The organism is Paraburkholderia sp. MM5477-R1 (genome assembly GCF_050436385.1).
GTDB classification, from domain to species: domain Bacteria; phylum Pseudomonadota; class Gammaproteobacteria; order Burkholderiales; family Burkholderiaceae; genus Paraburkholderia; species Paraburkholderia tuberum.
The window spans coordinates 343,572-363,187 of record NZ_JBNDMC010000006.1 but is presented as its reverse complement, the minus strand read 5'-3'; the positions used below and the strand labels follow the sequence as shown (position 1 = coordinate 363,187).

Here is a 19,616-nt window from a genome sequence, read left to right as displayed (position 1 = left end):
AAATGCGACGCGGCGCAGGCCCGAGCGATACGAGAGCGATTCGAACCACGCGAGGATGGCGGCCGAATCGAACTGCCGGGCGGCGGCCCACAAGCCGCCACCCGACCGGACTTCAAGCGAATATCAAGGGACCCTCAATGCGGCGCCTTGCCGTTCGGCACCGCATTGAGCGGCTTGTGCTGCTCGTCGCCGAGTCCCGGGAAGAACGCGTTCCAGGCGGCGCGCACGCCTTGCGCCGCGGTGGCTTCGGCGCCGACCGACTCGGCCGCGCCGTCCGCGGCTTTCGAGGGATCGGCGGACAGGCCGCGCCAGTGCGTGAATACGAGCAACGGCTTTTCGGTCCACACGCCGTCGCCAAATTTCGCAAACGCCGTGTCCCCGCTCGCCAACTGCACTTCGTACCATCCTTCGCGTACGGGCGTATGGATGGCAAGGTCAAACCACGGGGTCGGTTCGATTTCCTTCATGTCGTCTCCGGTCGGATAGATCGTCATCGATAACCACACTGAACGCATTGTTCGTGCCCATCGCCGGCGCCACACCCGCCGCGCGACGGGACGGGCAACCGCGGCACATGCGGGCAAACCAGCACATCGGAACTGCGAAGTCGCCGCGCATACGACACGATAGCGCGACATGGGCCAGGCGGACAGACGTAAAACTTACATGCCCGGCGTGGCGAGCGTGCGGCGTGGCGGGGTGGGTTTTTTGCGGGGCCGGACGACGGTTTTTCCGCCCCGTTTTGCCGCGCGCTTCGCAGCCGGTCGCGCCTCGCCCTCCATCTCCCGCACCACCTCCGCCAGCGTTTTCACCGCGGGTCCCAAGCGCTCCGCCTCCGTATTGCCATACCCGATCACGAGCCCGTTCGTCTGCTCCGACGCCCCGATCGAAAACCCCGACAGCGCGCGCGGACTCAACCCCAACGCCTGCGCCCGCGCCGTGAGCGCGCGATCGTCGAGCGGCGCCGGCAGCCGCAGCGTCAGATGCATGCCGCAATCGCCGCCAAGAATCGTCGCCGCCGGAAAATGCTCGGCCAGCGCGTCGCGCAGCGCCTGCTGCCGCTCGCGGTACAGCCGCCGCATCCGCCCGAGATGCCGCCCGAATTCGCCGCTTTCGATGAAACGCGCGAGCGCCAGCTGCTCCAGCCGATGCCCGCCGCGCAGCATCTCTTGCAGCGCAACAGCGGCGTGCGCGGCCATCGCGCGAGGCAGCACGACGAAGCCGATGCGCAGCGCCGGAAACATCGTCTTGCTGAACGAGCCGACGTACAGCACGGGCGCCGCGTCGACGAGGCCCTGCATGCTCGCGATCGGCTCGCCGGTGTGACGCACCTCGCCGTCGTAATCGTCCTCGATCAGCCACGCGCCGCAGCGCCGCGCCTCGGCAATCAGCGCAAGCCGCCGCGCCACCGACAGCACCGCGCCGGTCGGATACTGATGCGCGGGAGACGTGTAGATCAGTTTCGGCGGATGCGTGTGCCACGCGTCGGCCGGCACGGCCATGCCTTCGGCGTCGACGGGAATCGGCAGCGTGCGCAAGTCGCCCGCGTTGAAAGCGGCCTTCGCGCCGCGATAGCCGGGGTCCTCGATCCATGCGATATCGCCGGGATTGGTCAGCAGTCGCACGCACAGGTTCAGCGCCTCCTGCGCGCCCTCGGTGATCACGACCTGCGAGCCATCGCAGCGCACGCCGCGCGCCATCCGCAGATGCGCGGCGATCGCGTCGCGCAGCGCGGGCTCGCCGGCCGGCGTGCCGTAGCCGAGCGCGCGTGGTAATGCGCGCTCCATCGCACGTTCGAGCGCGCGCCGCCACGCGGCAAGCGGGAAACGGTCCAGCGCGGGCGTGCCGGGAGTCAGCGCGTACGCGTTGTCGGCGTGCTTGTGCGACGCCGCGAACTGCTCGACGCGCGCCGCGTATACGACCTCCGGCGCGGCCGACGCCGCCGCCCGCTCGCCGCGCGCGGCGGGGCTCGACAGCGGGCTCACGCGCGTGCCCTGGCGATCGGCGATCACGTAGCCGACCGCGGCAAGATGCTCGTAAGCGATCACGACCGTGTTGCGCGACACGCCCATTTCGGCGGCGAGCAGCCGCGACGACGGTAGCAGCGACCCGGCCGGCAGACGACCGGCGAGAATCGCCTGCTGCAGACGTTCGATCAGCTGCTTTTGCAGCGGCGCGGGCCGCATGGCCCCGCTGGCGCCGCGCGCGGCGAACGCGTCGTCCGCATGGACGAGCGGTCCGATGATTTCGATCATGGTGGCTGGATCTATCGAATAAGCATGTCGTGGATCTTTTGAACATACCACGTTTGCCGTATCGTTCCTGCATCGACACGCATCGGCATCCTCCGGCATCGCTCATTCATCGACGGGAGAACAGACATGGAACCCACACGTAACGCCTACGGCCAGCCAATCGGCGCACCCCTGCCCGGCTGGCACGGCGTGCAGCCGCCGGGCCGCGAGCCGCTCGGCGGCCGCTATTGCCGGCTCGAAGCGGTCGACGTCGAGCGCCACGCGGCCGACCTCTTCGACGCGTACGGCTCGGCCACCGACGGCCGCGACTGGACCTATCTGGCGGTCGGCCCGTTCGACAGCCTCGCGGCCTATCGTGAGCGTCTGACGCAGATGGCGGCCTCGAAAGATCCGCTGCACTACGCGGTCATCGACCTGGCGACGGGCAAGCCGGTCGGCACGCTCTCGCTGATGCGGATCGATCCGGCCAACGGCGTGATCGAAGTCGGCCACGTCACGTATTCGCCGCGGCTCAAGCGCACGCGCATCGCGACCGATGCGATGTACCTGCTGCTAGGCGAAGTGTTCGACAAGCTCGGTTATCGGCGCTTCGAATGGAAATGCGATTCGCTGAACGAGCCGTCGCGCAAGGCCGCGTTGCGCTATGGATTTACGTTCGAGGGGATCTTCCGGCAGGCGATCGTCTATCGCGAGCGCAATCGCGACACGGCGTGGTTTTCGATCATCGACAGCGAGTGGCCGGCATTGCGCTCTTGCTATGAGCGGTGGCTCGACGCGGGCAATTTCGATGCGCAAGGGCAGCAGGTCGAGCGGCTCGCCAATCTGATCGCGCAGCGCCGAGCGGCGGACGAGGCCCGGTAAAACCAGACGATCGATAACCAGGCAACAGCTCGACCAGTTCGCCAAGCGCGATGCCGAGCCAACCGCGTGCCCGAATCCGTGAAATTGTCGTGAATACCGCGCCGGGCGTGGCAGACAGCGGCAGCACCGCCTGCCATCACCGCCCTCCTACGTGATCTCGTATCCACCTTCGTCCGCCAGCGAACGCGAGGCCAAGCGCGGTTCGCGCCGTGCATGGTAAATTCCAGCGTCGGCAAGACAACTCCAGGAACGTTCGGGTGCCCTGAACATCTTCGTCCGGTCCACCCGCCATTGGCGATACAAGGTAGATCGATGATCGACGTGAGTCAGCGTATTGTCTGGCGGCGCCTCTACGTTGCGCTGTGCAGCTGCGTCGCGCTGGCCGGCTGCATGGTCGGCCCCGACTACCACGCGCCGCCCGCGCCGGCCACCGACACCTTCACCACCACGCCGCTGCCCGACCAGACCGCCTCCGCGCCCGGCCCCGCAGGCCTGCCGCAGCGTTTCGCGCCGGCCCAGGACATTCCCGCCGCGTGGTGGACGCTGTTTCATTGCGAGCCGCTCGACGCGCTGATCCGCGAGGCGATCGCCAACAGTCCGAACATGGCCGCCGCGCAGGCGGCGTTGCGACAGGCTCGCGAGAATTACACGGCGCAAGCCGGCGGCACCTTGCTGCCGAGCGTCGACGCGCAACTGAGCGCCACGCGCGAAAAGATCAACGGCATCGCGTTCGGCGAACCCGGCCTCGTCGAGGAATTCAATCTCTACAACGCGTCGGTCAACGTCTCGTACAAGCTGGACGTGTTCGGCGGCGCGCGGCGCGAACTCGAAGCGCTGCATGCGCAGATCGACTATCAGCGCTTCCAGCTGCAGGCCGCCTATCTCACGATATCGGCCAACATCGTGACCGCGGCGGTCAAGGAAGCGTCGGTGCGCGCGCAGATCGACGCGACCGAGCGGATCGCTACCGAGGAAGAGCAGCAGCTGAACGTGCTCGACCAGCAATTCTCACTCGGCGGCGTGAGCCGCACGGCCGTGCTCGCGCAGGAAACGCTGCTCGCGCAGACCCGCGCGACGCTGCCGCCGCTGCAACAGCAGCTCGATCAGGCGCGCCATCAGCTTGCGGTACTCGCCGGCAAGCTGCCGAGCGATACCTCGGTGCCCGACTTCACGCTCGACATGTTCTCGCTGCCCGACACGCTGCCCGTGAGCCTGCCGTCGTCGCTGGTGCACCAGCGCCCCGACATCCTTGCCGCCGACGCCACGCTGCATCAGGCGAGCGCGCAGGTCGGCGTCGCGACCGCGGCGATGTATCCGCAGATCACGCTGTCCGCGAGCTACGGCGCCGAAGCGTTGACGCCCGCGCAGGTGCTCAGGGCCGGCAGCACGATCTGGAGCATCGGCGCGGGCTTGCTGCAACCGGTCTTTCACGGCGGCCAGCTGAGCGCGCAGAAGCGCGCGGCCGAGGCCGCCTACCAGCAGGCCGGCGCGCAATACCGCGAGACGGTGCTGCTCGCGTTCCAGAACGTTGCGGACACGCTGCGCGCGCTCGAACACGACGCAACCGGCCTCAAGGCGCAGACCGACGCGTCGCGCGCCGCGAGCGATTCGCTCGAACTGACGCGCGGACAGTATCACGTCGGCGGTGTCAGCTACCTCGCGCTGCTCGACGCGCAACGCCAGTATCAGCAAACGGTCGTGAGTCTCGCGCAGGCGCAGGCCGCGCGTTACGCCGACACGGCGGCGCTGTTCCAGGCGCTCGGCGGCGGCTGGTGGAATGCCGCCGCGCCCGAGTCCGCGGCCGCGCCGGCCGCCGCGTCGGCGAGCGCGTCGAACACGTCGTCGCCATCAGCAACGACGGCAACCGCCGCAACGCCACATTGACCGTGCCCTGACGCAACCCCAGCCCTCGTCCCAAGCCGAGCAAGGACATCACGATGGCCGAAAGAAAACCGATGACAAAGCGGATGGTGATCATGTTGATCAGCGTCGGCCTGCTGCTCGCCGCGCTGGTCGGCTTCAACCTGTTCCGCGCGCACATGTTCGCGAAGTTCATGACGGCCAACACCGCGCCGCCCGCCACGGTCTCGGCGGTGGTGGTCCACTATCAGTCGTGGCAGCCGCAGCTCGCGGCGGTCGGCAGCCTGCGCGCGGTGCGCGGCGTAGACGTGACGACCGAAGTCGCCGGCCTCGTGCGCGAGGTCGCGTTCGTGTCGGGGCAGGAAGCGAAAGCCGGACAGATCCTCGTGCGACTCAACGCCGACAGCGACGTCGCGCTGCTGCAATCGCTGCAGGCCGCGGCCCAACTCGCACAGACGGTCTACGAGCGCGACCGCGCGCAGTACGACATCAAGGCGATCGCGAAGGCGCAGCTCGACGCCGATGCGGCCGACCTCAAGGGCAAGAAGGCGCAGGTCGCGCAACAGCAGGCGCTCGTCGACAAGAAGACGATTCGCGCGCCGTTCGCGGGGCGCCTCGGCATCACGACGATCAATCCGGGGCAATACCTGAATCCCGGCGACGCGATCGTCACGCTGCAAGCCATCGATCCGATCTACGCCGACTTCTCGGTACCGCAACAACAGCTCGGCCAGCTCGCGATCGGCGCGACCGTCAGCGTCGATACCAACGCGTACAGCGGGAAAACCTTCACCGGCAAGATCCAGTCGATGAGCCCGAAAGTCGACAGCGCGACGCGCAACGTGCAGATCGAAGCGAGCGTCGACAATCGCGAGCGCAAGCTGCTGCCCGGCATGTACGCGAACGTGAAGATCGACTCGGGCGCCGAACAGCGCTACCTGACCCTGCCGCAAACGGCGATCACCTACAACCCGTACGGCGCGACCGCGTTCATCGTGAAGCCCGGCACGCAGCCCAACGCGCAGGGCAAGACGCTGCCCGTCGCGCAGCAGGTGTTCGTAACGCCGGGGCCGACGCGCGGCGACCAGGTGGCGATTCTAAAGGGCATCGACGACGGCACGCAGGTCGTGACGAGCGGCCAGATCAAGCTCAAGAACGGCACGCCGCTGATCATCGACAACCGCGTGAAGCCGTCGGACAGTCCGAATCCGACGCCGCAGGAACAATAAGCGAGGCCGCCCGACCATGTTCACGGACATCTTCATTCGCCGGCCGGTACTCGCTTCGGTCGTGAGCCTGCTGATCCTCGTGCTCGGGTTGCGCGCGCTCGCGGTGCTGAAGGTCAGCCAGTATCCGCAGACCGAGAACGCGGTCGTCACGATCACGACGGCCTACTATGGCGCGAACTCGGACACCATCGCCGGCTTCATCACGCAGCCGCTCGAAGCGGCGATCGCGCAGGCACAGGGCATCGACTACATGTCGTCGACGAGCATCACGGGCGTGTCGACGATCATCGCGACGCTACGTCTGAACTACGATGCGAACCGCGCGCTGACCGAGATCAACACGCAGATCGGCTCGGTGCGCAACCAGTTGCCGCCGCAGGCGCAGCAGCCGGTGCTGACGGTGCAGACCGGGCAGACCACCGACGCGATGTACATGGGCTTTTACAGCAGCGTGCTGCCGAGCAACAACGTCACCGACTACCTGCTGCGCGTGGTCAAGCCCAAGCTCGATTCGATCCAGGGCGTGCAGACCGCCGAAGTGCTCGGCGGGCGGCAGTTCGCGATGCGCGCGTGGCTCGACTCGGCGCGGCTCGCCGCGCACGGCGTGAGCGCGAGCGACGTGTACACCGCACTCGGCAACAACAACTATCTCGCCACGCTCGGCACGACGAAGGGGCAAATGGTCAGCGTCGACCTGGAAGCGGGCACGGACCTGCATACCGTCGACGACTTCAAGCAGCTCGTCGTCAAGCAGAAGAACGGCTCGATCGTGCGTCTCGAGGATGTCGCGAACGTCGTGCTCGGCGCCGACAGCTACGACTTCAACGTCGCGTTCAGCGGCAAGCGGTCGGTGTTCATCGGCATCAAGGTCGCGCCGGACGCGAACATTCTCGACGTAGCCAAGCGCGTGAAAACCGTGTTTCCCGATCTGCAGAAGCAGTTTCCGACCGGCATGACGGGCGACATCGTTTATGACGCGACCGACTTCGTCAACACCGCGATCAGGGAAGTGATCAAAACGCTCGTCGAAGCGCTCGTGATCGTGACCGTCGTGATCTTCCTGTTTCTCGGCAGCTTCCGCGCGGTGATCGTGCCGTTGATCGCGATGCCGCTGTCGCTGATCGGCACGTTCTTCGTGATGCAGGTGCTCGGCTATTCGATCAATCTGCTCACGCTGCTCGCACTCGTGCTCGCGATCGGGCTCGTCGTGGACGACGCGATCATCGTCGTCGAGAACGTCGATCGGCACATGAAGCACGAAGGCAGAACACCGTTCGACGCCGCGCTGATCGCCGCTCGCGAGCTGGGCGGCCCGATCGTCGCGATGACCGTCGTGCTGATCGCCGTGTACGCGCCGATCGGCTTCCAGGGCGGGCTGACGGGCGCGCTCTTCACCGAGTTCGCGTTCACGCTTGCGGGCGCGGTGACGGTATCGGGCGTAATCGCACTCACGTTGTCGCCGATGATGTGCTCGCGCTTCTTCCGCGCCGCGCAGGAGTCGGGCCGCTTCGCGCGTTTCGTCGACCGCCAGTTCGAGCGCGTGCATCGCGGCTACGGCCGCCTGTTGCATGCGACGCTCGACACCTGGCCCGTGTTCGTGATCATGGGCGCGCTACTGCTGTGCGGCACGGTGTATCTGTTCATGACCTCGAAGTCGGAACTCGCGCCGCAGGAAGACCAGGGCATCGTGCTCTCGCAGATCATCGGGCCGCCCAACGCGACGATCCAGCAGATGCAGACCTACGCGGACCAGGTGTTCGATGCTTCGAAGACACTGCCCGAATATTCGCAGATGTTCCAGCTCACGGGCTCGCCGACTGTCAACCGGGGCATCGGCGGCGTGCTGTTCAAGACCTGGGACCAGCGCGGCAAGAACGCGACCGTGCTGCAGCAGGAGTTGCAGCAGAAGTGGAATCAGATCGCGGGCGCGCGCGTCGCGGCGTTCCAGTTTCCGCCGCTGCCGGGCGCGCAGGGCTTGCCGGTGCAGTTCGTGATCAGCACGACCGAGCCGTTCGAAAACCTCAACGAGGTGTCGCAAGCAGTGCTGGAAAAAGCGCGCGCGAGCGGCATGTTCTTCTTCGTCGATAGCGACCTGAAAATCGACAAGCCGGAAGTGACGCTCGTCGTCGATCGCGACAAGGTGGCCTCGCTCGGGCTGTCGCAAAGCGACGTCGGACAGGCGCTCGGGTCGGCGCTGGGCGGCGGCTACGTCAACTACTTCTCGATTGCGGGACGCTCATACAAGGTGATTCCGCAGGTGTTGCAGATCGACCGGCTCAATCCGTCGCAAGTGCTCGACTACTATCTGCGCACGCCGGACGGCAACGTGATTCCGGCGTCGACGATCGCGCATCTGCGGCACAGCGTCGTGCCCGAATCGATCAACCACTTCCAGCAGTTGAACTCGGCGACGATCTCCGGCGTGATCGTGCCGGGCGTGTCGCAAGGCCAGGTGCTCGATTTTTTGCGCAAGGCGACCGCGCAGGTCGCGCCGGCCGGCTATTCAGCCGATTACTCGGGAGAGTCTCGCCAGTTCGTGCAGGAGTCGGGCGGCTTCGTCATCACACTGCTGCTCGCGACGATCATCGTGTTCCTCGCGCTCGCGGCGCAATTTGAAAGTTTCCGCGATCCGATCGTGATCCTGATCTCGGTGCCGATGGCGCTGTTCGGCGCGCTGATCTTCATCAACATCGGCCTGACGACGCTGAACATCTACACGCAGGTCGGCCTCGTCACGCTGATGGGGCTCGTCAGCAAGCACGGCATTCTGATCGTGCAGTTCGCCAACGAACTGCAGCGCGCAGGTCGCGCGAAGCGCGAAGCGGTCGAGGAAGCGGCGGGCGTGCGGCTGCGCCCGATCCTGATGACGACCGCGGCGATGGTGCTCGGTGTGGTGCCGCTCGTGATCGCGTCGGGCGCGGGCGCGGCGGGCCGCAACGCAATGGGGCTCGTGATCTTCACCGGGATGTCGATCGGCACGCTGTTCACGTTGTTCGTCGTGCCGGCGATGTACATGTTTCTGGCCGCCGAACACCAGCGGCATGCTCAAGCGCCGAACGCCGACGAGGCGGGTCAGGCGGGTTAGAGCCTGGGTGATCGCGTACCCGGCGCGCGGGTTGTCCGAAATCCGAAAGCCGCTGTCCTGATGCCTTTACTCGCATCACTTAGACTACGGTGCATTCGCTGCGCAACGCGGCGCAAGACCAACCGGAGCCACGCACGATGAAAGCGATTCAGTTCAAATCTTTTGGCAACCCCGAAGTGCTCGAATACGTCGATCTGCCGACGCCGCAGGCCGACGCGGAGCATGCGGTCGTGCGGGTCATGGCGGCCTCGGTCAATCCGAGCGACGTGAAGAACGTGTCCGGCCATTTCGAACATACGGTGCTGCCGCGCACGCCGGGGCGCGACTTCAGCGGCGTGGTGGTGGACGGCCCGGCCGCGTGGCTCGACGCCGAGGTGTGGGGAACCGGCGGCGACATCGGCTTCACGCGCGACGGCACGCACGCCGAGTACCTCGGCATTCCGGTCGCGGCGCTGTCGCGCAAGCCCGTGGCGTTGAGCCACGTCGAGGCAGCAGCCATCGGCGTGAACTTCGTGGTCGCGTGGCTCGGCAGCGTCGAATACGCGAAGTTGCAGGCCGGCGAGACCATTGCCGTGCTTGGCGCGGGCGGCGGTGTCGGGGGCGCGGTCGTGCAGATCGCGAAAGCACGCGGCGCGCGCGTGATCGCCGTCGACCGCCGGCCGCTCGATCCCGCCACGCCCGCGGGCCGCCTGATCGACGCCTACGTGGCGTTCGACGAACACGCGGCCGCACGCGTGCGCGAGCTGACCGGCGGCGCGGGCGCGGAAGTCGTGTACGACACGGTAGGCGGTGTCGCGTTCGAGACCGCGCTGAGTCTCGCGAAGCGGCGCGGCCGCGTGCTCGAAATCAGCGGGACCGGCAAGCGCCGCGTCGAGTTCGATCTGATCGACTTCTATCACAACGAGACGCAATTGCTCGGCGTCGACAGCGCGAAGCTCGGCGTCGCGGAATCGGCGCCGCTGATGACGGCGCTCGTCGAGGGCTTCGACAACGGCAAGCTGAGCGGCCCGGCGATCGCGCAGGAATTCCCGCTCGCCCGCGCGCGCGAAGCCTACGAGGCGGTCGCTGCCGGCACGCGCGGGCGCGTCGTGATTCGCATGCAATAACCGTCCCTCTGGCACAGTGCATTGAAGCTGCGGCCTCCGGGCCTCCGCGACACGCTAAGATTGAGGCCGCCGGGCGCCCGCGCCGTCCGGGGAGAACGACAAAAGCATTGCCTCGGAGAATCTGATGTCTGAAGAATATGAAGTGCACGGTCCGCACGACCATGCCGTCGAACACGCCGGCCACGCCGCGCATCACGACGCCGATCCGTTCGCGAGCCGCATGGCCGTGATGACCGCGATCCTCGCGACGATCGGCGCGCTGTGCGCGTACCAGAGCGGCAACGCCGAAAACCTCGCGCTGTTCTTCAAGAACGAAGCCGCGATCAAGAAGACCGAAGCGTCGAACCAGTGGAGCTACTACCAGGCGAAGGGCGAAAAGGAAAACCTCGCGGAACTCGGCGCGGCGCTGTCGGCGCCCAATAGCGACGCGCACGCGAAGTTCGTCGCCGACGTCGAGAAATACAAGCAGCAGAAGGAGCCGATCCGCGCGAACGCAGAAGCGATCGAAAAACAGGTCGTCGCCGCCGATACGCGCAGCGAAACGCTGTTGCACGGCCATCATCGCTGGGCTCAGGCGACGCTGCTGATTCAGGTCGCGATTGCGCTGTGCGCGATCACGCTGCTCACGCGCAAGAACTGGCTGCGCAATCTGTCGTACCTCGTCGCGGGAGTGGGCGTCTTGACCGCGGGCACGGCGTTTTTGGGGCTATGAGCGGGATGCTCGCGTTGCTTTTCACCCCGAGCTTCGGCGGCGCCAGCGCATGTGAGCACCGGCACGTTCGCCGCGATGCTCGGCATGGTGTTCGTCGTCGCGAGCAGCTGGTATGGGTTCGTCGCGCTGGCGCTGTCGCATCAGCACATCGCGTCGGCTTATCGGCGCGGCAAGATGTGGGCGGATCGTGTGTGCGGCGGCTTGATCGTTGCGTTGGGGGTGCGGCAGCTGATTCGTTGAGGCGGCACTGACGTGTGCGTGAGCACCAATGTGCCAGCACCAATGTGCCAGCCTCAATCCGCGAGCCCGCGCGCACGCTCCAGCAACAACTCGCGCTCGCGCGTATTGCGCGTCATCGCCGCGGCGCGCTCGAACTCCACGCGGGCTTCGTCGACGCGTCCAAGCTTGACCAGCAGATCGCCGCGCACGCTCGGCAGCCAGTGATAGTTCGCGAGCGCCGAACCGGCGGCGAGCGCATCGACGATCTCGAGTCCGGCCGCCGGCCCGAACGCCATCCCCACCGCGACCGCGCGATTCAACTCCACTACCGGCGACGGCGCGACCTGCGCCAACGCATCGTAGAGCGCGACGATCTGCGCCCAGTCGGTGTCCTCGGCGCGGCGCGCTCGCGCATGGCACGCGGCGAGCGCCGCCTGCAACGCATACGGCCCGCTCTCGCCGCCGAGCGCATGCGCGTTGTCCAGCGCCGCGAGGCCGCGGCGAATCAGCAGCGGGTCCCAGCGGCTGCGATCCTGATCGAGCAGCAGTACCGGACGCCCCTGGGCGTCGGTGCGCGCGTGCGTACGCGACGCCTGAATCTCCATCAGCGCGACGAGACCGTGGACCTCGCTCTCGCCGGCGACGAGTCCGCTCAACACGCGCCCAAGCCGCAACGCCTCCTCGCATAGCGTCGGGCGCATCCAGTCGTCGCCGGCCGTGGCCGAATAACCTTCGTTGAAAATCAGGTAGATCACCTGCAGCACCGACGCGAGCCGCGCCGCGCGCGCGTCCGCCTGCGGCACCTCGAACGGCACGCGCGCCGCCGACAGCGTGCGTTTCGCGCGCACGATCCGCTGCGCGATGGTCGGCTCCGGCACGAGAAACGCGCGCGCGATTTCGTCGGTGGTGAGACCGCCGAGCAGGCGCAGCGTCAGCGCGACGCGCGCATCGGTCGACAGCAGCGGATGGCACGCGGTGAAGATGAGCCGCAGCAGATCGTCGCCGATGTCGTCGGCGCGCGCGGCGTCGAGCGAATCGACGAAATCGGGCACCACGTGCGCTTCGATCGCGTCGAGATCGTGGCCGAGCTCCTCGCGCTTGCGCGCATGCAGCGCCTCCTGGCGCAGGCGATCGAGCGCGCGGTTCTTCGCGGCCGTCATCAGCCACGCTCCGGGGTTGTCGGGCACGCCCGCGTCCGGCCAATGCTCGAGCGCGGCCACCAGCGCGTCCTGCGCGAGTTCCTCGGCGAGTCCCACGTCGCGCACGATCCGCGCGACGTGAGCGATGACCTTCGCGGATTCGATCCGCCAGACAGCGTCGATCGCACGATGGGTGGCCTGTATCGTCACGGCGTCAGCCTTCACCTGCTGCCGGCGGTTGCGCGGTCAGGAACATGTACGCGGGCTCCCAGACGTAGTCCATCAAATCAGCGGCGATCTTCTTCGAGCTTGTGAAAGCGCTCGATTTCCGGCCCCGGCTCGAAGTCGTCGAGTTCGAACAGCTGCCGCACTTCGATTTCGCCATCGGCGTGCTCACCGAACGGCGCCGGAAAACGCCGCGCCCATTCCATCGCCTCGTCGCGCGAGCGCACCTGGATCAACGTGTAGCCCGCGATCAGCTCCTTGGTCTCCACGAACGGCCCGTCCACGATGCTCCGTTTGCCGCCGCTATAGCGCACGCGCCAGCCTTTCGAGCTCGGCTGCAGGCCCGTCGCGTCGAGCAGCACGCCGGCCTTTGCGAGTTCTTCGTGGTAGGCGCCCATGGCGGCGATCAGCGACGGTTCGGGCATCTCGCCGGCTTCGCTCGCGGCCGTGGCTTTGACGATGATCATGAATCGCATGTCGTTGCTCCTTGTTGTTAGTGGTTGGTCGTGAGTGGATTCTTGTGAATCGCCTGGCGGGGCCATGCCGGCTCGCCCCTTACTCACACGACGCGCGATGCACGATCCGATCGACACGCGCGGCGGTCCCCACATCCCAGGGAAAATACCGAAGCGAGTGAAGTGGGAGTCACGCGTGCCTAGATGAAGCACGGTCCGAGCTTGCGCACCTCGACCGTGCACCACGACGCCGCCGGGCAGGTTTGCGCGATCGCCACGGCCTCTTCACGGCTGTCGCAGTTCAACAGAAAGAAGCCGCCGATCATCTCCTTCGCCTCGGCGAACGGCCCGTCGACGAGCTTCGATTGGCCATGGCGGACCTGCACGCGCACGGCGTCCTTCTGCGAAGTCAGTGACTCGACCGCGAGCAGCTTGCCGCGCGCTTTCAGATTCTCGGAGAAACGCACCATCTGGTCGTAGAGGTCGCGGCCCGCGGCTTCGGCGCGCTCCTCGCGTTGGTCCGTGGGTTCGACGATCAGCAGCATGTAGGACATGATGTCTCCGATAGGGCTCGTTTTGGTTGTATGCGCGGGTCGGCATCGCAACGACGCCAGCGACGCCTGGCCTCGGCGGTATGCAGGAGGTACGCAAGCAGGTAGGCGGCAAGCAGGCGCAGCCAGTCTAGCAAGCGGGAATCGCAGCGGCAAACGCGCCCGGCGGGACTTCTACGGACACTCGTAACAAGCCGCGCCACGCGTACCAGCCGGCCTCGCGCGACACGTCGATGCCGCTTTCAATGTGTCCGGAATCCATTTATGTCCGCGCTGAAACGGTCGTATCAGCCGTTCGACGAAACGCAGCGCAGCGGGCAGCCACTCGCCCGGGCTCGCCGACAGCGCATTGAGCGCAGCGCCGGTGACCCGCGACGCTTTCGAAATGCGCGCCGCCAGATGCGTGCCGCTCAAACCGCCGCTTCCGCCAGCGCCCGCAGTCGCGCGGAACGCATCAAACCTTCGATCATTTTCGCTTCCGCGCTCGCCAGCTCGCTCAGCGACGCCGCCGACAACTGTCCGTCGAAAATCGCTAGCGCCGCGCACAGACTTGCGTAGTCGTCGTCTTCGAGCGACCAGCGGCCAGTCTGGCGCTCACGCACATCGAGCCGCACCATCGCCGCATGCGCGCTTTCGATGTCGGCGCGTGCGTCGGCGCCCCGTCCGGCATGCGCAAGTTCCTGCGACACCAGCAAATGCCGGCTCAGCGTCGTGTGCAGAATGCGCGCGCCGTGGCCGCGGCGGAATGCATCGAGCGCGGCGTAGGCCTGCAACAGCATGGTCTGCGTGACCGGCGCGTGCGCGGTGCGGCTCTGGGTCAGAGAACGCAATAACGGAGACATGGCCGTGCGGCCGGGCTTGTGAACTCGCGACTTGCTGGACATCGATTCAACCTCCTTCTTTCGGCAGCGCGCCCGGACTTCGGCACGCGACGGCGGCAAACGCCGCGCTCAAACGTCCGACGTATTTCGCGCCCGACAGTTCACCCCATGCGACGCGCCCGTGCTTCGAACGTATCGAAGAACGCAATGTCCGCATATCGGTTCGACGCCGCCAGAAACAAGAAGCCCGCTTCGTTGCGACGAAAAAAAAGCCCTGTTCCGCGAGGAACAGGGCTGACAGGATGGAACGGCCGAGCAGGCGCGTGGATGCCTGCCAACCTATAACCACCTAACCTGCAAAGCTATTGCTTACGTATACTGCACCGGCAATTTCTACCGCTCGACAGCAAGCTTCAACTGCCGATTCAAACCACCACTTCAATTGCGACTGCATGTGGGCCGGTCCTCGCTATCTGCTACTTCTGGCCGCTACCCCTGTTGCTTCGCGCTCGTGCTCGATGCATTGCGCGCTTGTATTGCGTCAACTGCGGACTGCGAACTGCCAGATACGCACTGCGAACTGCAGACTACTCATCAACGGTACGGTTCAAATCCGACACGAGGGGAAGATCGCATCGATGGAGGGCGGTGATTCCTCGCTCCATGGAAAAGAGTGTATGCGCGCACCCGCGAAAGCAATTCAGCGAACCGAAGCGCTTTGGTGGGTTAATTTGGCGAATCGATGTAACAGCGGCCCCACGGAGCGCTCGATGTGAAATCAGCGATTGCACCGAAACGGTGCTGCGAAAGCCTGAGAGAAAAAACGCGAAGTGCGAAGCCGGCCGCATTCAGGCCGAGCGGAGCCGGTGCCGTCGCGCCGGCGTCGTCGCGTGTGCAGCTTCGAGCGATGACGCGCGCCACGCCACGCACGTCAACCGCGTGTGGAGAAATCGTCGATCGTCAGCAAGACCTTCTCACCGGGACGCGCGAGCATTTTTCGCTCGGCGATCGCCGTAATACGTTTGCGCCCATCCGCGAACGTCTTCAGAACGCGCGCCTCACCCGCGCCGCGTTGCAGCCAGAAGTGCTGCTCGAGCGCCTCGCGCGTGACCGCGCATTCAAGGTCTCGTCCCTGCGACGAAAGCTGGAAAATCACCGCGCGTCCATCTGCCGAGACGCTGGGTACCACCTCGATCATCGTCATAGCCCACCTCGCAACGTTGATTACGACGTTCGCCGCATCACGCGAACCTCCCCGGATAACCATCTGGACGCTCGCCGCATCGGATGACGCGGCAAGCGGACGTTCGCGCGCCAATCGTCGGAGGCCTCGTCTTGTCGGTTCGTACGGTGGTGCGGATAGCGCGGCCGCGATGGGTCGACGACCGTGCCCGCGAATAGCGAATCAACCTTTAGCAATGCGCATGCCACACAACGCAGCAGGCGGCGCCTCGCCGCATCGAGCGTTCGCCCTGCATCGCAAAGTGAGAAGACTGCAACATAGCCGCGTGGTAAAAAAGCGCAGCCGGCGCGACAATCGACGACAATTCTTACTCGCGCTTCGCACGATCATCGCGCGCCGCTACCTTGCCGACATGTCCGCCCAACTGCCCGACCAACGATCCGGGTTGACCTTGCGCCCCGCGCAACCCGACGACGAAGCCTTCCTGCTCGAACTGCGCAAGACGACGATGACCGAACACCTGGCGCGCGCAGGCGAGCCGACCGACGACGACGCCCATCGCGCGCGCCTGTTGCATCGCTACGACGCGGCGCAGGTGGTCTGCATCGACGGCGCGCCCGCGGGCTTGTTGAAGGCGCATCGCAACGACGTCGAATGGTTCGTCGTGCAGTTGCAGATCGCGCCGGCGCTGCAGGGTCGCGGCATCGGCGAGCAAGCGCTGCGCACGATCCTGCGCGCCGCCGCGGCCGAAGCGTTGCCGGTCAGCTTGCAGGTGCTCAAGGGCAATCCCGCCAAACGGCTGTACGATCGTCTTGGCTTCGAGATCGTCGGCGAGGATCAGACACAGTTTCACATGCGACTTGCAGCGCGCGCGCCGGCGGAAAGCGAAGCAGAACGAATGTCGGATAAAGACTGATACGGAACGAGCCTGGCAATGAACTCTGATATGACTTTTCGCGCTGCTTCAGCGATACAAAGCTGGCACGCGCACATCTACTTCGACCCGGCGAGCCGCGATGCCGCCTGGGCGTTTCGCGAGCAGATCGACGCACATTGGGGCGACAAACTGCAGATCGGGCGCTTCCACGAACGGCCGGTCGGGCCGCATCCGATGTGGTCGTATCAGCTCGCCTTCGCGCACACGCAGTTCGCCGACGTGGTCGGCTGGCTCACGCTCAATCACGGCGCGCTCGATGTCTTTCTGCATCCGAACACCGGCGACGCGCTGCGCGATCATCGCGACGCCGCCGTGTGGATCGGGCACTCGCACGAACTCGTGCTGAAGGCGCTGCTATAGCACCGCTGCGAACGCTACGGCGGCGTGCTCACATATTCGTATACGCGCTGCACCAGCCGCACGACGCGACCTGTTTAGTGCCGAACAGCGTGCAGCCGCCGTATGCGTCCGATGCCTTGCCCTGGAACAGCGAGCAGTTCGCGCACGATTGCCCGGCCGCGAAGTTCGGAAATCTGGCCTTGTCGACCTTCGACGCATCTTCGGTATAGCTGACCGCCTGCGCCTGCGGATCGCTCTCGCTGAGCGCATTGGGAACGGTCGCGGCGAACGCGACCCGAGACAGCGCGAGCGACGAGCCGACGCCCGCACTGACCAACAGGAAATGGCGCCGCGATGTTTTCATTGTCGTTTGCCTCTGGGTGGGGACTGAGGGATGCGTTCAATCGAGAAAGCGCGCGAAGCGCTCGACCGGTTCGCGCTCGGGGCGCAGCGTATTGACCGGCGCGTTGGGGTCGCCGAAACCGAGCGACATGCCGCACACAAATTGCTCGTTTTCGGGCAAGCCGAGATGTCCGGCAATCAGTCGATGAAACTGCATGAACGCGGCCTGCGGACAGGTGTCGAGACCGCGTCCGCGCGCGGCCGTCATGATCGCCTGCAGGAACATGCCGTAGTCGAGCCAGCTGCCGCGCTCGAGGCTGCGATCGATCGTGAACAGCAGGCCGACAGGTGCGTCGAAGAAACGGAAGTTGCGCGAGTGCTGTTCGTGCATGCGCGCCTTGTCGCCCTTCTCGATGCCGAGCAGGCTATACATGTCCCAGCCGATCTTGCGACGCCGGTCGATGAACGGCGACTGCCACTGGCGCGGATAGTACGCGTACTCCTCCTGGTACAGCTCGTCGCGCTGCGGATCGTCGTAGGCCGCGAGCAGATCGCGCGACAGACGCGCGAGCGATTCGCCCGTCAACACGTATACCTTCCACGGCTGCGTGTTGGTGCCCGACGGTGCGTGGCTGGCGGCTTCGAGAATCGCTTCAATGTCGGCGCGCTGCACCGGTGTCGGCAGAAAGGCGCGCACCGAGCGCCGCGTGGTCAGCGCGGTGTCGACGGGGTTCGCGGGAGAGGTCATCGGCGGATGGCGGCAGAGCCTGCGGAGTAGGTCTGCGACGATTCTAGCGCGGACCGCTCAAAGCCTGCCCGCCAGCGCGCAGGCATCGCCCGAAGCGTTGCGCCGCGCCCTTACATCGTCCCCAACACCACCGCCGCCGCAATCGATCCGACCACGAGCGCGAGCCCCACCGTCTTGCGCTTGTTCAACTCGGTCCACAACAGCACGCCCGTCAACGACAGCAGGATCAGGCTGCCCGTGAGCGTATCGATCAGCAGCACCCAACCGACGCTCAAGCCCACACCCTTGTGCATGTTCGTCAGAATCGCGAGAAAGGTGTTCGCGCTGCGCTTGACCGTGACGGTGTGGTTGCCGACCCAGTATTCGGCCGACGTGTTTTCCTTCGGCGACCCGAAACTCAGTTGCCAGTGCTCGGGCTGCACGACGCTGCGATCGCCCCACGCCACCGGATGCTCGGTTTCCTTCTGCACGCGCCCCGGATTGCCGGCGATTTTCAGCTCCTGCTTGAGCCACTTCGCGAGCTCGCGCGGCGTTTGCGGCGCCGGTTGCGGCAGCGGCACCTGCATCACCGCCACCTGCGGCTCGCCGGTCGAGACGCGCAGCGGACCACCGCGATGATTCAGAAAGAAGCCCGTCGTGCCGAACAGCAGACCGAGCGCCGCGCCCCACAGTCCAACCCACCCATGCACCTTGCGCAGCCACTTGATGAAGGTCGCGCGACGCGAGCGCTGCTGGCGCGATTTCAGTTCATGGTCATCGAGCCGACGCGGCTCCTGCGCGTCATGTTCGCCGGCCGCGGGCGGTTGAATGTCGAGGGTGTCCGAGACGCTCACGTTTCACTCCAGGTACGCAGCAGATTGTGATAACAACCGACGAGGCTGCGTCGCGCAGCTTCGTCGGCATGGGTGGCATTGAGCCGTTGAATCGCGGTGTCCATGTCGAACAGCAGCGCGCGATGCGTGTCGCTGCGCACGAGGCTCTGCACCCAGAAGAAGCTCGCCACCCGCGCGCCGCGCGTGACTGGCGTCACCTGGTGCAGACTCGTCGCCGGATAGACGATCATGTCGCCGGCCGGCAGTTTCACCTGCTGCACGCCGTAGGTGTCCTCGATCACGAGTTCGCCGCCGTCGTATTCGTCGGGCGCGCTGAGAAACAGCGTCACCGACACGTCGGTGCGCAGCTTCACGCCGTTCGGCAGCACGCGCACCGCGCCATCGACGTGGCTGCCGAACTCCATGCCGCCCTCGTAGCGGTTGAAGAGCGGCGGATAGACCTGGTTGGGCAGCACCGCGCTGATGAACAGCGGATTGCGTTCGATCGCAGCGAGAATCACATCGCCGAGTTCGCGCGCGAGCGTCGAGTGCTCGGCAATCTGCTGATTGCGCTTGACCGGCGCGCCCTGATAGCCCGCGGTCGCGCGGCCATCGACCCACGCGTCGCCGGCTCGATCGAGCCGCTCGCGCATGAAGCGCAACTGCCCGGCGTCCAGTACCTTCGGAATGTGCAGCAACATGACGTGTCCTTCGCGTCGGCTTGCCTTGCAGAAGCG

General features: G+C 66.0%; 19 protein-coding genes and 1 pseudogene. 9 read left to right on the top strand and 11 right to left on the bottom strand.

Going from position 1 to position 19,616, the window contains the following annotated elements:
- Positions 1-134: 134 nt before the first annotated feature.
- Positions 135-467 carry a hypothetical protein gene (locus OKW35_RS20000; RefSeq protein ID WP_184030473.1) on the bottom strand — a complete coding sequence of 111 codons (333 nt, stop codon included), beginning with the start codon at positions 465-467 and terminating at the stop codon, positions 135-137.
- A 195-nt stretch (positions 468-662) separates the two neighbouring features.
- Positions 663-2,255, bottom strand: coding sequence for a PLP-dependent aminotransferase family protein (locus OKW35_RS19995; protein ID WP_429552947.1), 1,593 nt, complete (start codon positions 2,253-2,255; stop codon positions 663-665).
- 126 nt (positions 2,256-2,381) lie between these two features.
- Between OKW35_RS19995 and OKW35_RS19990 the strand changes: the two genes are divergently transcribed.
- The 7 genes and pseudogenes from OKW35_RS19990 to OKW35_RS19960 form a co-directional block, all read left to right on the top strand.
- Positions 2,382-3,116, top strand: coding sequence for a GNAT family N-acetyltransferase (locus OKW35_RS19990; RefSeq protein ID WP_429552946.1), 735 nt, complete (start codon positions 2,382-2,384; stop codon positions 3,114-3,116).
- 312 nt (positions 3,117-3,428) lie between these two features.
- Positions 3,429-5,000 (top strand): efflux transporter outer membrane subunit, encoded by a 1,572-nt coding sequence (locus OKW35_RS19985; RefSeq protein ID WP_429552945.1) that lies wholly within the window; start codon positions 3,429-3,431, stop codon positions 4,998-5,000.
- Between the two features lie 53 nt (positions 5,001-5,053).
- Positions 5,054-6,205, top strand: coding sequence for an efflux RND transporter periplasmic adaptor subunit (locus OKW35_RS19980; protein ID WP_429552944.1), 1,152 nt, complete (start codon positions 5,054-5,056; stop codon positions 6,203-6,205).
- A gap of 16 nt (positions 6,206-6,221) precedes the next feature.
- Complete coding sequence (locus tag OKW35_RS19975; RefSeq protein WP_429552943.1) at positions 6,222-9,290, top strand: efflux RND transporter permease subunit; 3,069 nt, start codon at positions 6,222-6,224, stop codon at positions 9,288-9,290.
- Positions 9,291-9,427: 137 nt separating this feature from the next.
- Positions 9,428-10,396, top strand: coding sequence for a quinone oxidoreductase family protein (locus OKW35_RS19970; protein ID WP_429493125.1), 969 nt, complete (start codon positions 9,428-9,430; stop codon positions 10,394-10,396).
- A gap of 124 nt (positions 10,397-10,520) precedes the next feature.
- Entirely contained in the window at positions 10,521-11,108 is a 588-nt protein-coding gene (locus OKW35_RS19965) for a DUF4337 domain-containing protein (protein WP_429552942.1), read from the top strand.
- Between the two features lie 30 nt (positions 11,109-11,138).
- Positions 11,139-11,348: pseudogene (locus tag OKW35_RS19960) on the top strand (LysE family translocator); the annotation flags it as partial.
- Between the two features lie 53 nt (positions 11,349-11,401).
- Here the strand turns inward: OKW35_RS19960 and OKW35_RS19955 are convergent.
- From OKW35_RS19955 to OKW35_RS19935, 5 genes are all read right to left on the bottom strand, one after another.
- Positions 11,402-12,676 (bottom strand): RNA polymerase sigma factor, encoded by a 1,275-nt coding sequence (locus OKW35_RS19955; RefSeq protein ID WP_429552941.1) that lies wholly within the window; start codon positions 12,674-12,676, stop codon positions 11,402-11,404.
- 77 nt (positions 12,677-12,753) lie between these two features.
- Positions 12,754-13,167 (bottom strand): YciI family protein, encoded by a 414-nt coding sequence (locus OKW35_RS19950; protein WP_187616155.1) that lies wholly within the window; start codon positions 13,165-13,167, stop codon positions 12,754-12,756.
- A 179-nt stretch (positions 13,168-13,346) separates the two neighbouring features.
- Positions 13,347-13,700, bottom strand: coding sequence for a YciI family protein (locus OKW35_RS19945; RefSeq protein WP_090807928.1), 354 nt, complete (start codon positions 13,698-13,700; stop codon positions 13,347-13,349).
- 407 nt (positions 13,701-14,107) lie between these two features.
- Positions 14,108-14,581 (bottom strand): hypothetical protein, encoded by a 474-nt coding sequence (locus OKW35_RS19940; RefSeq protein ID WP_429552940.1) that lies wholly within the window; start codon positions 14,579-14,581, stop codon positions 14,108-14,110.
- An 868-nt stretch (positions 14,582-15,449) separates the two neighbouring features.
- On the bottom strand, positions 15,450-15,722 hold the full coding sequence (locus OKW35_RS19935) for a DUF1488 domain-containing protein (RefSeq protein WP_090807933.1): 273 nt from the start codon (positions 15,720-15,722) through the stop codon (positions 15,450-15,452).
- Positions 15,723-16,113: 391 nt separating this feature from the next.
- On the opposite strand from OKW35_RS19935, the gene OKW35_RS19930 reads away from it, so the two are divergent.
- Together OKW35_RS19930 and OKW35_RS19925 are read left to right on the top strand one after the other, a co-directional pair.
- Positions 16,114-16,617, top strand: coding sequence for a GNAT family N-acetyltransferase (locus OKW35_RS19930; protein WP_184052875.1), 504 nt, complete (start codon positions 16,114-16,116; stop codon positions 16,615-16,617).
- 30 nt (positions 16,618-16,647) lie between these two features.
- Positions 16,648-16,998, top strand: coding sequence for a DOPA 4,5-dioxygenase family protein (locus OKW35_RS19925; RefSeq protein ID WP_090810310.1), 351 nt, complete (start codon positions 16,648-16,650; stop codon positions 16,996-16,998).
- Between the two features lie 28 nt (positions 16,999-17,026).
- On the opposite strand, the gene OKW35_RS19920 is transcribed toward OKW35_RS19925, so the two are convergent.
- From OKW35_RS19920 to OKW35_RS19905, 4 genes are all read right to left on the bottom strand, one after another.
- Positions 17,027-17,341 (bottom strand): high-potential iron-sulfur protein, encoded by a 315-nt coding sequence (locus tag OKW35_RS19920; protein WP_429552939.1) that lies wholly within the window; start codon positions 17,339-17,341, stop codon positions 17,027-17,029.
- A 36-nt stretch (positions 17,342-17,377) separates the two neighbouring features.
- A complete protein-coding gene (locus OKW35_RS19915; protein ID WP_184030536.1) occupies positions 17,378-18,067 on the bottom strand; it encodes a nitroreductase in 690 nt (229 codons plus the stop codon).
- Between the two features lie 110 nt (positions 18,068-18,177).
- Complete coding sequence (locus OKW35_RS19910; protein WP_429552938.1) at positions 18,178-18,900, bottom strand: PepSY-associated TM helix domain-containing protein; 723 nt, start codon at positions 18,898-18,900, stop codon at positions 18,178-18,180.
- Complete coding sequence (locus OKW35_RS19905; protein ID WP_429552937.1) at positions 18,897-19,580, bottom strand: Fe2+-dependent dioxygenase; 684 nt, start codon at positions 19,578-19,580, stop codon at positions 18,897-18,899. The genes OKW35_RS19910 and OKW35_RS19905 overlap by 4 nt, the downstream gene beginning before the upstream one ends.
- Between the last annotated feature and the right edge of the window lie 36 nt (positions 19,581-19,616).